We start from the raw sequence: 16,293 nt of genomic DNA, 5'->3' as shown, positions 1-16,293 counted from the left end.
ATTTATTCAACTTTGGTGATCGGCGCAAAGCCGGCCAGCAGCCGCTTAACACCTACCGGCGCCGGGAAGGCAATCTGCAGCTCCGTATCGTTGCCGCTGCCCTTCACGGCCACAATGGTGCCGGTGCCCCATTTGCCGTGGGCGACCTTGTCGCCCGCCTTGAAGCCTCCGGCCTCGGCAGCCGCCCCGGCTCCGCCCGTCGTGCGCTGCGCGCCTCCGCTCGTCACCACCACCCGGCCCGCGCCAGGCACCGCGCTTGCCGAGCTGCCGCTGCCGAAGCTGGCGGACCCGCCGCCTCCCGGCGCGTTCCCGGCAGCAGCGGTGCGGCCGCCGAAGTTCCCCCGGCTGCCTCCGCTTCCGCCGAAGCCTCGCCCGCCATAGGCACCGCCAGCCTCCGCGCCTCCGCGCCGGAAGCGGTCCGATTCACGGACGGTATCTTCCTTCAGCTCCTCCGGAATCTCCTCCAGGAAGCGGGACGGCGCATTGGCGTTCGTCCGCCCGAACAGCGTGCGCATCCGTGCGCAGCTGAGGAACAGCTGCTTCTCCGCACGGGTAATGCCCACATACGCCAGCCGGCGTTCTTCTTCCAGTTCATCATTGTCCTGGAAGGCGCGGCTGTGCGGGAACACCCCTTCCTCCATCCCGATGATGAAGACGGTCGGGAACTCCAGACCCTTCGCGCTGTGCATCGTCATCAGCACCACCGCATCACTGCGTTCTTCTTCATCGTTGACACTGTCGATATCCGCAACCAGGGCCAGATCGGTCAGGAAGGAGACCAGTGACTTGTCTTCATTGTTCTTCTCGAATTCCATCGTAACCGACAGGAACTCGTCAATGTTCTCCAGGCGTGAACGGGACTCCAGTGTATTCTCATTCTGCAATTCAAGGCGGTACTGGGACAGCTCCAGAATCTTCTCCGTCAGCTCTGTCACCGAGAGGAATTCCACCATCCGGTGCAGGGCTTCGATCATGTCATAGAATTCCACTAGCGTATTGCGGGTCCGTCCGGCGAAGCCTAGATCATCCACCGTCTGCAGTGCCCGGAAGATCGAGACGCCCTGGGCAGCAGCCGCTGCCGCCAGCTTACCGACAGTGGTATCCCCCAGCCCGCGCTTCGGAACATTGATAATCCGCGTCAGACTGATATCATCATCGGGATTGGACAGCAGGCGCAGATACGCCAGCAGATCCTTAATTTCTTTGCGGTCATAGAACTTGATGCCGCCGACGATCTGGTAGGGAATATCTGATTTGATTAGAATTTCTTCTATTACACGGGACTGGGCATTCGTACGGTAGAGAATCGCATGGTTCTGGTAGGCCTGTCCCTGCTTCACATTCTTGCTGATCTCCCCGGTGACGAAATATCCTTCGTCATGCTCAGTGTCACCGCGGAACACCTTAATCTTCGCGCCTTCATCCGAGTCGGTCCACAGCTTCTTCGGCTTGCGGCCCGTATTGAGGGCAATGACGCCGTTGGCGGCATTCAGAATGTTCGAGGTGGAACGGTAATTCTGCTCCAGCAGAATCGTCTGGGCTTCGGGGTAATCCTCTTCGAAGTTCAGAATGTTCGAGATATCCGCCCCGCGCCAGCGGTAGATCGACTGGTCACTGTCTCCGACCACGCAGATCCGGTGGTGGCCTTCAGCCAGCATCCGGCAGAGCATGTACTGCGCCCGGTTCGTATCCTGGTACTCATCAACATGAATATACTTGAACTTCTTCTGATAGAAATCCAGTACATCCGGCTTCTCCTTGAACAGCTCGATCGTCTTCATAATCAGGTCATCGAAATCCAGGGAGTTATTGCTTCTCAGCCGGTGCTGGTATTTGGTGTATACCTTGGCCACCAGACCTTCAAAATAATCGCCAACCTTCTGCTCATACTGCGCCGGTGTAATTAACTCATTCTTGTTCGTGCTAATAACCGCTTGAACGGCCTTCGGCTCGAACTTCTTGGTGTCGATGTCCAGATCCTTCATACAATTGCGGATAACGGACAGCTGATCTGTCGAATCCAGAATGGAGAAGTTCGACGTGAAGCCAATCTGATCAATATCCTTCCGCAGAATCCGCACACACATGGAGTGAAAAGTGGATACCCAAATATCCCGGCCCTCCGGCCCAACCAGCTTGGAGACACGCTCCTGCATCTCCCGGGCGGCCTTATTCGTGAACGTAATCGCCAGAATCGCCCAAGGTGGTGCCTTACGGTTCGCGATCAGCCAAGCAATCCGGTGGGTCAGCACGCGGGTCTTGCCGCTGCCTGCGCCAGCCATGATGAGCAGGGGTCCTTCAGTTGCTTCTACAGCCTGACGCTGCGGGGGATTCAGACGGCTTACGGCGTCCTGTATGTTAACAAGTTGCATGTGTTACATGCTCCTTTCTGAATATAAGCTACGCTCATGATCTATCAATTCTCCCAGCCCATCTGCGGGGTATCCCGCACAGCCTGGACCGTCAACAGCGCTTGTTCCACATTGCTATAAATAATATTGCCGACCACTACTGTATCACATAGTGCGGCTGCCTGCATGGCTTCCTCTGCACCTGTAATTCCGCCTCCATAGAAAAGCTGGCTGTGCTCAACCACTTCCCTGACCTCGCGCACAATCTCCAGATCTCCATAGCGTCCGCTATATTCAAGGTAGACCACCGGGAGGTTCATCAGCTTGTCTGCAATCTGCGCATAGGCTCCCGCACCAGCCGCATCCAGCGAGCAGTCCGCACCGGTCAGGCGCGCAACCGAGGAATCGCTGTTCAGCACAATATAGCCCTCTGTCAGCAGCAATTCCCATGGGATCAGACTGCCGAAGCGTTCAATCGCCCGGCGGTGATGGCCGAGAATCCATGAAGTATCGTCAGTGTTGAGCACCATGGGAATCATATACAGGTCGAAACCGGGCACAGCGGCCTCCAAATCCGAAATCTCCAGCGCGCAAGGCAGGTCATACTGCCGGATTCTCGCAAGCAGACTCATTGTATTCTCATAAGTCACGCCGGTAGAGCCGCCTACGATGATCGCATCGGTTCCCGACTGGCAGACAGCGGCCAGCTCCTTGTCACCAAGCACACGGTCCGGGTCCAGCTTGAATACATGCCGCCACGGCCTGATCATTTGCCGCATCTCGTTCATCTTTGTCCATCCTCATTGTTCATCTAAGTGAATATACACACTCCTGTGCACGCAAAATCCGTATCTCTAGTCTAAGTCAGTACGAAGGGGAGTGTCAATTTAAAAGAGAACAAAATGCGAACATTTTTTCGCATATTTGCCTTGGACTTCTCCTCGATCAGCGGAGACCCTTGATCCGGTTCAAGTCGTTTTCCGGGACAAAATCAGTATAGAACCCGTCAACCCCCAGCCGGGACAGCTCCAGAATTTTCTTCTCCTCGTTCACGGTATGCACGTAGACTCTGGCACCCGCTTTTTTCAAGTTACGCACGAAGCTCTTGGTAGCCCTGGTTGTCGGCATCGTGATGTCCACGCCGGTCTGCTTGACGAATTCAATGACCACCTCGTCGCTGTCCTCTGTCTGGTATAGGGTATAGATGATTTCCGGAAAAGCGTACACCTGCTTCACCACCTCCAGCATCTCCCGGCTGTAAATCTGCGGAACGATCCGCTCCAGCAGCGCTGGGTCCTTCTTCCGGGCGGCTTCCACAATCAGCTCAAATTGCTTCGTTACCTGCTGCGGCTCCAGCTCCTTCGTATCCGTTACAATATAGGTATCCGGGTAGATCTCCATCAGATTGACGATTTTCTCAATATCCAGCGGAGAGTAGAGTTCCAGCACCGGGCTGTTCATCACTTCATCGTGAGTCAGCACCTCTCCCTGCTTGTCAGGAGGAAGAACCTCCTGTTGACCCAGCTTTTTACTCATCCCTGTAGTCCATTCATGACGGGCCACGAGCTGTTCATCACTGGTCAGCAGCAGGTCCGCCTCAAAGATCCGGGTCCCCTGCTCATAGTTCGCAATAAAAGCGTCCTTGGTATTGGTATACGCCTTGTCATTGATTCCGCCCATGGCATGGGCAATGACCCTGTGGGCCGCGAAGCCTGTAGCTGGCTGTTTTTCTTTTCCTCCAAGCATCAATACAAGCAGAAGTGCAACAGCCCCGATCATAGTAATAGAAGCAATAAGCTTTGTTCTCTTCATGATGGCAGTCTCCTTTGCAAGTAGTAGAGAGTGTCTGCTAAAAAAGCAAAAACGGCTGTGTCATCCTCTAGGGGCAGCAACCGTTTTTTAGCGGAGAATATAATATAGATAAGACCGTGTATTAATAAGCGTTCTTGAAGCCGTTACGAATCGTCTTGGCAATAATCCGGATGTCGAACAGCAGAGACCAGTTCTCGATATAGAAAATATCATGCTTGATCCGGTCCTCAATCGAGGTATCCCCGCGCAGACCGTTGCTCTGAGCCCAGCCGGTAATCCCCGGCCGCACATGATGCTTAACCATATACTTCGGAATCTCGCCGCGGAACTGCTCTACAAAATAAGGGCGCTCCGGCCGGGGACCAACCACACTCATCTGCCCGAACAGCACGTTGAAGAATTGCGGCAGCTCATCCAGACTCGTTCGGCGGATAAACGTACCAAAGCGGGTCCGGCGCGGATCTTCCTTCGTGCTCCAGCCTGTGTCCACCTCACCGTCCGTCTGCATTTTCATGGAACGGAACTTGTACATCATGAAATTACGGCGGTTCAGGCCCACCCGCTCCTGCTTGAAAATCACCGGTCCCGGTGAAGTCAGGCGCACTCCGAGCGCTACAATCAGCATCACGGGAGACAGCATGAGAATGGCGAACAAGGCGAACACAATATCAAACGCACGCTTCGCCATTTTGTTCCCGGCCATATCCAGCGGAATATCGCGTACATTAATCATAGGCATCCCGGCAAAGTTATCGAAATACGGGCGGGCCGGCAGATAATCGAAGAAGTCTGGGATAATCAAAGTCCGCATCCCTGCCTTCTCGCAAGTAGCGATAATAGCCGGGTATTTCGAGTGGGCATCCAGCGGCAGCGCCAGAATGACCTCATCGACAGGGAGCATCTCCAGCATAGCCTCCAACTGATCCACTGTGCCCAGAATCGGCTTATACCGTTGCTCTTCAATACCATCCCACTGATGGAAGTCATCCAGGAAGCCAATCGCCTCATAGCCCAGCTCCGGGTACTGCTCCAGGTTGTTATAGAATCTTTTACCCAATGTGCCTGCACCAAGAATCAGGACGAACTGGCGGTTGAAGCCTTTTTCACGCAGCGACTTCAGCATCTTCTTCAGCACATAACGGTATAGCATAATGGATAGAATATTGAAGCCCATGTAGATCGCCAGGTATTGCCGGGAGACATCAATCTCCCTCAGGAAGAACATCAGACCCAGCAGAATAAAGATCCCCATGGCATGAACCTGAAAAACCTTCAGGAATTCATCAATAAACCGCTTCTTGCGCTTGGGCAAATATAGAGACACTACAATACCGATCAGTACGGCTATGGCCCCGTAGATAATACTCCAGTACCCATAGGATTCTATAGGCAGCGTCCGGTAGGATTCCAGCAAGCCGCTCTTGAACTTCAGCCACCAGGCCGCAAGGAAGGACAACTGGATCACGATAAAGTCGGCTACCATATATAGTTGGGTCAAAAATTTTTGATTCCGGCGAATCATAATCTCACCTCAGCCTTCGATTCATTGCGGATACCGGCTTCCCCGGGAACATTCAGACTCTGTGCGGGTGTAGGTACCTTACGCGGGGCAATCAATGCGTTGCGCAGCAGCGATAGAGTGAACTTAACGCCGACGCCCGCATAGACCGCTCCATTTATCATACTGTTGTAGCGGCTGCTATAATGCTTCTTATGAAATAAAATCATGGCCCGGTGAAACTCATACACAATCTTCAATGGTCTGCGGCGCGCACTGCCACCCTTCAGATGTACGATGGATGTCTGCGGATAATAATAGATCCCCCAGCCCGCTTCCTTGATCCGGTAACACCAATCCAGATCCTCTCCATACATGAAAAAGGTCTCATCCAGCCCGCCCACCTGCTCAATCGTCTCCCGGCGCAGCAGCATGAACGCTCCAACCAGACAATCTACCGGATACTCGTCATCCGGGTCCAGATAGCCGAGCTGATAGCCGTTGAACTTCGGACGGTCCGGGAACAGTTTACTGAAGCCAAACGCATAATAAAAGGACGCAGACGGTGTAGGAAACCCTCTCCGGCAGGCCTTATCCAGCGACCCATCCGGCAGAATCACCTTACACCCGGACGCGCCAAGATCCGGACGGCTATCCATGAACGTCAGCATCGTCTCCAGCGTATCCTTACGGATCACGGTATCTGAATTGAGCAGCAGCACATAACGCCCGGAGGCTACCTCCATCCCCTGGTTATTCCCCTTGGCAAAGCCTACATTCTCCGAATTGGCGATTAACAGCACCTCCGGGAACTCCTTGCTTATCGTCTCCACCGAGTCATCCTGGGAGTTATTATCTACTAGAATAATTTCATAGGAATACCTTGTCTCCGAATCATACACCGACCTCAGACAATCCATCGTCAGGCGGCATGTGTTGTAATTTAGAATCAATATACTAACATCTACATTCACTGCTATACTCTCCTGACAAATATAGTAATCTATCGACAATTATTATAACACAAAAACCCCGCTGATAGGCAGGGTCTGTTCAGGGAGGTTTTTACAGGGCTATCAGTCATTACTCGGAAAGGCTCGTTGCAAGAAGCAGCCAACGTACGCTAACAAACCAACTGTATCAAGATTCTGCTCTGGAGTTCTCTTTTTCTGCCCCTCTACCTTGACGCTTGGCCTCCTCTTGAATATACCGGCGCTTGCGCTTCAGAGCACTACGCTGCGAGAAGAACGATGACCAGGCTCCAATTAGCTTAGGCTCTTTCAATAGCGAGTAGCCATGTGCGGCGATCTCATAAGGCAGAGAATTTAGCAGAGTGAGCAGCAGTGTGCGGGAGGGCTCGTTCTTGTATATCATTTTATACCGGTTAATATAGGAGATCCGCTTGATGAACATCGCTTTGCCGCTCCGGCCTGACGTCTTCCAACCCCGCTCATGGTAGCCTATCGCTTCTGCATCATAGTAGGCCTTCCAGCCGAACAATTCTGCACGCCAGGCCACATCCACATCTTCCTTATACGCAAAAAAATCCGCGTCGAAAAACTCCCCCTCCACGCTGATATCCTCAATCATCCGCCGCGCGTACATCGCCGCTGCACCGGAGACACCGAATACTTCACCAGACTCATTCCACTGGTCAGCAGGCTCTCCTGCCCCGCGGTCAAACGCCCGCCGCGCCTTATTCATCCGCAGTCCGGTACTGTCCACCAGCGAATGATCCGCCTTCAGCAGCAGCTTGCCTGTGGCACTCCCGATCCGGGAATCGGCCTCCATCCGGGCGACCAGCCTGGAGATATAGTCCGGGGCCAGCGTAAGGTCCGGGTTCAGCACCAGCACATAATCGGTCGTAGTACCGGCAATCGCCTGATTGTGTGCGGGGGCGAAGCCGGTGTTGTGTTCATTTTCCAGAAGGACGAGGGTTGGGCTGGGGGGGCTCTCCAAACTTCCTACATAGTTGGCTAATGCTGCGTTATATGATGAGATTACTGCTTCGTCAACGGAGTGTAACGGATCGATAAGCATACGCGCTGATCCCTGGGTAAGCTCATGATAGAACGCCCTCACCGTCTCCGCCGATCCGTCTGTAGAAGCATTATCCACCACCACAATCTTTTTAACCGGATAATCCTGGCTGAGCACAGCCGACAAGCAATCCGCAATATCATCTGCGCTGTTATAAGTAACAATATGCACACTGACCGTTTTAAGTTTCATGGGGTACCTCGAGTTCCATATATTGATTAGTCGAACCTGTTACTCTCCATTATAACGAAAAGAGAGGTGCCGGGCTATGGAAGGTTGTTGAACCGCACTCATCAAGACTATCGAATTACAATAAGAAACCCCTAACCATTAAGCTGGATTAGGGGTTCTTCAACATATCCTGCAGCTATTTCAGCTCCAGCAAAAAGTCTCTCAGCCCTTCACGCCATGGACGGATATCCTGGAACCCGTTGGTACGGATCGCCAGATGCTCCATCACCGAGTTGCGTGGACGAGGCGCCGGACGGGGAAATTGCTCCGTCGCACAAGGTTCAAGCTTCGCTGTAAACTTCAGCCCCAGAAGTTCCTCTGCTTCCGCAAAGATGGCCTGAGTGAATTCATACCAGGTGCAAGATTCTGTGTTCGAGGCGTGGTACACTCCATACTTTTCAGTCTGGATCAGCTCAAGCAAGAATCTTGCCAGGTCCACCGTATAGGTAGGTGAGCCCTTCTGGTCATCGACAACCTGCAGCAACGGCTTTTCCTGCCCCAGCTTCAGCATGGTTTTGACAAAGTTGTTGCCGTATTTGCCATAGACCCATGAGGTGCGTACGATAAAGAATTTAGAAGATAAGGACTGGACCAGAATTTCTCCTGCCCGTTTGGACTTACCATAGATACTCTTAGGATCAGTGTTATCATATTCATGGTAAGGTTGCTCACCCATGCCATCGAATACATAATCCGTGCTGATATAGACCAGCTTAGCTCCCACCTTCTCAGCAGCGAGTGCCACATTCCGGCTTCCTGTAGCATTAATGAGGTACGCTGCATCCACATCAGTCTCAGCTGCATCCACTGCTGTATGAGCCGCACAATGAATGACCGCATCGGGAGCGAACGCACCAATCATCTGCTGACACTGGTCCAGATCGGTAATATCCATCTCCTGACGGTCACAGCCCAGCACCTCATAACCCTGCCCTTGAAGCAAAAGCATAAGATCCTGCCCCAGTTGCCCGCCAGAGCCTGTGACAAACACCTTCATCTTCGCCATTACAGAGAATCCCCCAGACGGGTTCCGTACTGGAGTGCGGCATATTTCTGGTATTCGCCAGATTGGATGCGGGTCCACCATTCCTTGTTATTCAAGTACCACTGAATAGTTTCCTTAATGCCGGTTTCGAATGTGTGCTTAGGCTTCCAGCCCAGCTCATTCGTAATCTTCGTTGGATCAATGCCATAACGGCGGTCATGCCCGGGACGATCCTGAACATATGAAATCAGCGAATCTGGCTTGCCGAGCTCTTGAAGCACAGTATTCACGATATGCACATTCGTCCGCTCATTGTTGCCGCCGATATTGTACACTTCACCATTCACGCCTTCATGAATAACCAGATCAATTGCGCTGCAGTGATCCTCAACATACAGCCAGTCACGGATATTCATTCCGTCTCCATACACAGGCAAAGCCTGATCTGCCAACGCACGCGAGATCATCAGCGGAATTAGCTTTTCCGGGAACTGATAAGGACCGTAGTTATTCGAGCAACGGGTAATGTTAACCGGTAACCCAAAGGTTTCGTGGTAAGCACGCACCAGCAAATCTCCACCTGCTTTACTCGCAGAATACGGGCTATTCGGCGTCAGGGGTGTCTCTTCCGTGAACAGGCCTGTAGCGCCAAGCGATCCATAGACCTCATCTGTAGAGACCTGCACGAACTTCGTAATGTTGTATTTCTTGGCGGCATCCAACAGCACCTGCGTTCCTAACACATTCGTCTTCACGAACACTTCCGGCTCCAAAATACTCCGGTCCACATGCGACTCCGCCGCGAAGTTAACCACTACATCTACACCGTCACCGACCAGCTTATCCATCGCTGCTACATCGGTAATATCCGCCTTCACAAACGTGTAGTTCGGATGATTCTCAACAGATTTCAAGTTCTCCAGATTCCCTGCATACGTCAACGCATCCACGTTGACGATCTGGTAATCTGGGTGTTGCTGCAGCATGTAGATTACAAAATTGCTGCCGATAAAGCCGGCTCCGCCGGTGATTAGGAGTTTCATTTGTGTACCCACCTTTATTAGTCTTTATTAGTAATTATGATTAATGGCCATTTTCATTATGGGAAAATTATCTGTTATGACATTAAAGCTCTAGGTCATTCCATAGTATGCCCCAGTCATTCTCAGTGGAATAAAATTCGTCTATTCAGAGCTTGATATGGGTGAGAAGTAATTTGTTATTTGCTTTTTATAATAAGCTTAGAAAGAACATAGGTAACTGGAATAGTCACTACAACAACAATTAAAGGTACAATTCTTGTAGATAGATGTAAATGTTCTACTAGAATATATAACATTAATAAATTAATGAAATATTGTATCAAATATACAATGGGGAATTTAAGAAATTTTTTGATCGACATTTTTTCTTTGAAAACAAATACTGTATTCAAGTAATAGGACAGAAATATTCCGGAAACGTAAGAAACCGTATAAGCTAAAGAATAATTCAAAAATAGTAGCAGTAGCAAATACATTAAATATGTAGTTAATGTATTAATTCCACCACTTACGACAAATTTCAAAAACTCTTTATTCAAAAGTTTGGTCAATAACGTAGGACGGCCGCTCTCTACTTTCATCTAATATCCTCCAAAGATATTCACCTATAATCCCCAACATGATCATAATGATTCCTAATAAAAAAGTAATTAAAGCAATAATTGTAGTCCACCCTTGAAGCTCGATAAATCCAGACAAAGTTCCAACTATTACAAAAACCCCGTATAAAAAACTTAAAATAGCTGTTATAACTCCAATAAAGGACATAAAGCGGATTGGAGAATATGAGAAGCTTACAAAAGAATCAATAAAAAGCTTTATTTTTTTTGAAAGTGTCCATCTTGACTTGCCCAATTTTCTTTCCTGTCTAACATAAGGAATTTGCACTTGATCATGTCCGAGCCAATATATAAGACTCATGATATTAGTATTTTTTTCTTGGATCCTGACCACTTCATGAACAACCTGTTTATCTATTAGCAAAAAGTCGAATCCGCCCTTTGGATATCCCTTTAAAGCAAATTTCTCCAGCAACAAATAATAAGTATTAGAGAACAGTTTCTGAGAAAACGATTCTTCCCTGTCTTCTCTTGTAGCAAGTACAATCTTTTTGCCAGATCTCCAGTACTCTATCATCTCCTTAAACAATTCTGGAGGATCTTGTAAATCAGCCGCTATGATCCCAATACAATCGCCAGTAGTATAGTTCAACCCTGCTTGTATTGCAGACATGGAGCCGAAGTTACGACTTAACTTAATGACTTTGATTCGCGGATCTTGCTTTTTCGCTTCCATCAGCAGCGAAAACGATCTATCCTTTGAACCATCATCTACAAAAACAAACTCAAAATCACAATCCGGTATAATATTCTCTAAGTCCTGCAAGCGCGGAATAGTATGTGGAATATTCAGTTCGTTATAATAAATAGGTACAACGATCGATAACTTAATTCGGTCTATACTCATTTACAACCTCCACAATTCTGTTAACATCATCCATTTCCATCACTGGACTGATTGGAAGGCTCACAATTTCAGAATGAATTTTTTCAGAAAGGGGGAATACCATCTCACTCCACTCTTTATAAGCCTCTTGTTTATGAGGAGGAATAGGGTAATGAACCATTGTCTGAATTTCATTATTGGTCATATAATCAATAAAATGGTTTCTTGACGAGGTCCTCACAACAAATACATGCCACACATGTGATAAGGGTCCCTCTTCTACGCTTGGTAATACAATATGGTTATTATTGATATTATCTAAATAATACATAGCTATCTTTCTTCTATAGTCATTATCTTGATCCAGATATTTCAATTTCACACTCAAGATAGGAGCTTGAAACTCATCTAATCTGCTATTATATCCTTTAAATAGATTTTCGTATTTCTTATGCGATCCATAATTCCTTAAAGCGTGAAGATCTTTATACAAATTTTCATCATTTGTTGTAATTGCCCCTGCGTCTCCTAAAGCGCCAAGATTTTTACCCGGATAAAAACTAAATGCTGCAGCATCTCCCAAGTTTCCAACCTTTCTGTTACCATAAACAGCACCATGAGCTTGAGCACAATCTTCAATTATCTTTAAGTTATATTTTTCTGCGATATTTATTATAGGCTCCATATTACATGACTGGCCATACAGGTGAACAACCAAAATCGCTTTAGTATTAGAAGTTATACTTTCTTCAATCTTGTTAGGATCTAAATTGTATGTTTTTAAGTTTGGTTCTACTAATATAGGCGTTGCTCCATTTGCAGATATAGATAATATGGATGCAATGTAAGTATTTGAAGGTACAATTACTTCATCCCCAGGACCAATGTTGTAAGCTCTCATTATTAATTCCAGTGCATCTAAACCGTTTGCTACTCCCAGAGCATATTCAGTACCGCAATAAGTAGCAAATTCCTTTTCAAATGCTTTAACTTCCTCACCAAGGATATACCACCCGGAGTGTAGGACTTTATGAACACTATCTAATATTTCCGTTTCATGACGCAAATTAATCTTCTTTAAATCAAGGAAAGGGATCATTTTAACCCACCTATTCTATTTCGAATAATTTATTAGTTTTCAATAATAATCTCGTTTTTTAAAGAGTACTGCTTAGCGCAAGTTGGACAAGAGAATTGTTGATTCAATTTCTCACCACAATTACAAATGTAGCCTTTGAATTTAGCTGGATTTCCATACCAAAGTGTATTATTAGGAATATTTTTAGTTACCAGCGAGCCAGCCCCTACCATGGCATACTTACCAATAGTGTTCCCTGCGATTATAGTTGCGTTTGCACCTATTGAAACCCATTCCTCAAGAATAGTTTCAAGAAATACACTTGGGTACTGTTTGGAGCGGGGTCTAAGATCATTAGTAAACGTAACATTGGGTCCAATAAAAACGTTGTCTTTTATTCTAACCCCATCCCAAATATAGACTCCTGATTTAACTGTAACATTATCTCCCAAAACAACATCATTTTCAATAAAAGTATGGTCATTAATGTTACAATTCGATCCAATTATCGCATTAGGTAAGATATGTGCGAACGCCCAAATGCGAGTGTCCTCTCCAATTTCCTCTGATTCGACAATAGCCTGTGGATGAGTAAAGTAGTGTTTCATCCCCCATACACCTCTTTGAATTTTTCATAATCACGAATATAATCTTCTGCATCATATAGATGTGATGCAAGTACGAGAAGAACACAGTCTACAGAGAAATCATACATTTCATGCCAATCATTTGGTTCAAGAATTAAAACTTTTGTGGGTGAATCTAATAATACGTCTGTCTTTCTTTTGATGTTATCTAGATATACTTTGCAATTACCAGAAACACAAATTAGAGCTTGCCTGGTTTTATGATGTGCATGAAACCCGCGTCTCACTTCCCCTTTGGTACCATAAATATAAAATACTCGATTAATTATAAATGGTATTAATTGGTTGGATTCAATTACTGCCAATTTCCCTCTCTCATCGCCTAACTCATTCACAAATATAACTTTACTGATTTCCATTTCCATCATTTCCCCCACTTATTTTTTTGTCACACTTACGCTTTTTTAAGATCCATAATGCTAAAAAAACAATAAGTGAAACAAAAGATATCAGACACCCTGTAATTAACAGAGGAGGCATATAACTCAATTCCACTCTATTATTCCCTGGTAATAGGTCAATGCCAATAAAACCATTGTTAATATTAGAGACTTCAACCTTTTTCCCATTAACTTTAGCATTCCATCCTTTATCAAAGGGAATTGACACAAATAACATTTTAGGACTGTCGGTCAATATATTCCCTCTTATATAGTCGTTTGAGTACTTAGAGACAACATAACTACTTTCTTTAAGTTTTCCGATATCACTTAATGATCCATCATCGACAATCTCTATTTTAAAACCAGAAATAGTAAAGAGCCCAGGTATATTTGAAATATCTAATCTTATTTGACTTAAATTTGCATAGTCAAATGTTGTCTCGAAATAAGTATCACCAATGCCATAGTTGAAAGTTCTAGAATTTTCTTCACTGAAATCATTATCACTACTAAAAAAAACTTGTCCTTCAGAAACAACATTACTATTAACATGCATGGACAATTTGATTTTTCGATTGAATTCTTGTGAATGATTAATAGGTTTAATAGGAAGAATGATTTGCGGATCATTATTCAGAGCATTGAAGGTAAATGAAGTTCCAAGTTGCCCGTTAACTAGTTCTATGTTATTAAAATTAACTTTTTTCTCATCTATAGGCATTATTATTTTTGTATTGACATAATCTACTTTACTCGGATCAAGTTTTGTATAGATATCTGATTCTTTTTTAGTTACGAAGGATTTTAGCAATATCCCCCTTCGTTCCTCAGCATTTAAATTCATAAAATCTTCATAAGAAATGAAAGTATCATAAGTAAATCCTAATGGTAGAACATATTTATCTTCATAAATCTTCACATTATGAATTTCATTTATTAATTCGTATCCATTAGGTGCAAGTGCTGCATTATTAATCAAAAGATACTTAACGTCTAAAATCCTACTAAGATTAGTACTCAAATCCAACCCTGTTAAATAATTCGGATGATTAATAACTTTAAATGGAACTTCCATGCTTCTTAGAAATTCTACATATGAAGGTTGATTTAATGAATTATACGATTTAACTCCTCTATATCCTTGATGCATTGCGTCCGCAAAAAAAACAGAATTGTAGCTTTTATCCAATCTATAGAAACCGTCATCTCTTTTATCAATGTATTCCAGGGCTTCTTTTGTGTAGTCATTATAACCAGTTCTTGAATTAATCGACTCCTCAGTTAATACGACTCTATTTACAGTAATTGATGAAAAAGCGATTAATTCAATGCATATTAAGACAAGCAAAACTTTCTTATAAAACTTATTGCTTATCCTTTTTATAAGAAAGCTATATGCCAGAAGTAATAAAAATGAAATAAACAAATACTTAAAAGAATGTGTAAAAAATTGACTCCAGTTTAACAGATCATTTCCAATCAATAAAGAAGCTACTGATATAAATATTAAAATAAGAATCAAAGCAAACAATAAATTATTATTAATTCTTAATTTATTCTCAATGATATAATTAAGGGATTTTGCATTTATTATTGAAACAAAGATAATAATAATAAATGTCCAGCGATATGAATTTGCACTAAATGCATTTAAAAATTGCGAAAAGAACGGAAAAAGTAAGAAAAGAAAGAGGGAAAGAAATAGCAACCCATAAATAATTCTATTTTTCCTACTGGCATAAAAGAAATATAACGGAATTAGGAGAAAAGAAATTGTCCCAGAATATAACATTGGGGCTTCATAGTAGTTCCACAACCCATAAAATTGATTACCTGTTCCAAGAATATCATTTGAGAAGAACCTAAATATAATAGTTATATAATCCATGACACTAGCAAAACTCAAAATATCATTCCCTATAAATTGACCACTTATTCTAGGATTATTCAAAGCTACGTATACTGAGGGAAGTAAGATAAAACAACTTAACCCGATTGCCAAAACAGAAAATCCAGCAATTTTAAACAGATAAGCACTAAAACTTTTTATACTGAATTTAAATTGTTCAAAATATCTAACTATTACGTACATAATAAAAAATATAACAAACATATACAAAAAGTAATAACTGCTAAATGCTATAAAAAACAAAGAAACAATATATAAAGAGATATTCCCCCCCTTCATCCATCTTTCAAAACCTAATAACACAAAAGGAATAAATACTATAATCGTTCCCATATGATAATGCTGTCCCCACAATATTATAAAACCGTTAAATCCATATAATAAAGAGGTTATCAAAGAAGAAATCCTATTAATACCAATACATTTCAAATAAGCATAAAATCCTAAGGCTGCAACCATAATTTTCAGAAGTGCAATATATGGCAGGATATATATTAGAAGATGTGGTCCCCAAAGCGCAGCTAGAATATTAAATGGATCAGTAAGAATTGGATTCGTTGAAAATATACTTGTTCCAATGCCTATATTAAATGACCAAAAAGAAAGATTATTTGTATAGATCATATTAGAAAGATAAGTAAGATATGGCCAATAAGAATTATTAGTATCACTTCCAACATCTGTATAAACGTATGCATTTTTCAAGAAAAAATAATCTTTAAATACAAAAAACCCAATAATTGACACTCCAATGATTAGCCAAATCAATTCTTTATCAATATTTTTTCTAATTCTCATAATTATCTCCAATTCAATAGATACATTATTATTAGGACCAACCAAACCTTTGAATTAAGTAATTCAGAGGTT

The 16,293-nt window shown here is 44.6% G+C and carries 14 protein-coding genes; all 14 read right to left on the bottom strand.

All coding sequences use genetic code 11. The annotated features are described in order from the left end of the window. Nucleotides 1–2: 2 nt before the first annotated feature. The 14 genes from pcrA to MKY96_RS31955 all read right to left on the bottom strand — a co-directional run bounded on the left by pcrA (nt 3) and on the right by MKY96_RS31955 (nt 16,221). Nucleotides 3–2,372 (bottom strand): DNA helicase PcrA, encoded by a 2,370-nt coding sequence (gene pcrA, locus MKY96_RS32020; protein WP_340946700.1) that lies wholly within the window; start codon nt 2,370–2,372, stop codon nt 3–5. Nucleotides 2,373–2,416: 44 nt separating this feature from the next. Beyond that, complete coding sequence (locus MKY96_RS32015; RefSeq protein WP_340946831.1) at nt 2,417–3,130, bottom strand: heptaprenylglyceryl phosphate synthase; 714 nt, start codon at nt 3,128–3,130, stop codon at nt 2,417–2,419. 166 nt (nt 3,131–3,296) lie between these two features. Further along, a complete protein-coding gene (locus tag MKY96_RS32010) occupies nt 3,297–4,163 on the bottom strand; it encodes a phosphatidylinositol-specific phospholipase C/glycerophosphodiester phosphodiesterase family protein (protein ID WP_340946698.1) in 867 nt (288 codons plus the stop codon). A 121-nt stretch (nt 4,164–4,284) separates the two neighbouring features. Continuing rightward, entirely contained in the window at nt 4,285–5,685 is a 1,401-nt protein-coding gene (locus MKY96_RS32005; RefSeq protein ID WP_340946697.1) for an undecaprenyl-phosphate glucose phosphotransferase, read from the bottom strand. After that, nucleotides 5,682–6,635, bottom strand: a complete 954-nt coding sequence (locus tag MKY96_RS32000; RefSeq protein WP_340946696.1) for a glycosyltransferase family 2 protein — start codon at nt 6,633–6,635, stop codon at nt 5,682–5,684. The genes MKY96_RS32005 and MKY96_RS32000 overlap by 4 nt, the downstream gene beginning before the upstream one ends. Nucleotides 6,636–6,801: 166 nt before the next feature. Next, nucleotides 6,802–7,893, bottom strand: a complete 1,092-nt coding sequence (locus tag MKY96_RS31995) for a glycosyltransferase family 2 protein (RefSeq protein ID WP_340946695.1) — start codon at nt 7,891–7,893, stop codon at nt 6,802–6,804. A 175-nt stretch (nt 7,894–8,068) separates the two neighbouring features. Continuing rightward, nucleotides 8,069–8,929, bottom strand: coding sequence for a dTDP-4-dehydrorhamnose reductase (gene rfbD / locus MKY96_RS31990; RefSeq protein ID WP_340946829.1), 861 nt, complete (start codon nt 8,927–8,929; stop codon nt 8,069–8,071). Between the two features lie 8 nt (nt 8,930–8,937). Beyond that, nucleotides 8,938–9,960, bottom strand: coding sequence for a dTDP-glucose 4,6-dehydratase (gene rfbB, locus MKY96_RS31985; RefSeq protein ID WP_340946694.1), 1,023 nt, complete (start codon nt 9,958–9,960; stop codon nt 8,938–8,940). A 176-nt stretch (nt 9,961–10,136) separates the two neighbouring features. Next, complete coding sequence (locus tag MKY96_RS31980; RefSeq protein ID WP_340946693.1) at nt 10,137–10,541, bottom strand: GtrA family protein; 405 nt, start codon at nt 10,539–10,541, stop codon at nt 10,137–10,139. Then, complete coding sequence (locus MKY96_RS31975; protein ID WP_340946692.1) at nt 10,492–11,427, bottom strand: glycosyltransferase family 2 protein; 936 nt, start codon at nt 11,425–11,427, stop codon at nt 10,492–10,494. The genes MKY96_RS31980 and MKY96_RS31975 overlap by 50 nt, the downstream gene beginning before the upstream one ends. Then, nucleotides 11,408–12,505: a DegT/DnrJ/EryC1/StrS family aminotransferase gene (locus MKY96_RS31970; RefSeq protein ID WP_340946691.1), complete on the bottom strand. Its 1,098-nt coding sequence runs from the start codon at nt 12,503–12,505 to the stop codon at nt 11,408–11,410. Before MKY96_RS31970 ends, MKY96_RS31975 begins: the two co-directional genes overlap by 20 nt. A gap of 32 nt (nt 12,506–12,537) precedes the next feature. Beyond that, entirely contained in the window at nt 12,538–13,092 is a 555-nt protein-coding gene (locus MKY96_RS31965; RefSeq protein WP_340946689.1) for an acyltransferase, read from the bottom strand. Next, entirely contained in the window at nt 13,089–13,490 is a 402-nt protein-coding gene (locus MKY96_RS31960; protein WP_340946688.1) for a sugar 3,4-ketoisomerase, read from the bottom strand. Before MKY96_RS31960 ends, MKY96_RS31965 begins: the two co-directional genes overlap by 4 nt. Continuing rightward, nucleotides 13,477–16,221: a YfhO family protein gene (locus MKY96_RS31955; RefSeq protein WP_340946686.1), complete on the bottom strand. Its 2,745-nt coding sequence runs from the start codon at nt 16,219–16,221 to the stop codon at nt 13,477–13,479. The genes MKY96_RS31960 and MKY96_RS31955 overlap by 14 nt, the downstream gene beginning before the upstream one ends. Between the last annotated feature and the right edge of the window lie 72 nt (nt 16,222–16,293).

This window comes from Paenibacillus sp. FSL R7-0302, from assembly GCF_038006885.1.
Taxonomy (GTDB): domain Bacteria; phylum Bacillota; class Bacilli; order Paenibacillales; family Paenibacillaceae; genus Paenibacillus_AQ.
Note: the sequence above shows the minus strand (reverse complement) of the source record. Positions and strands in the feature narration are given on the sequence as shown.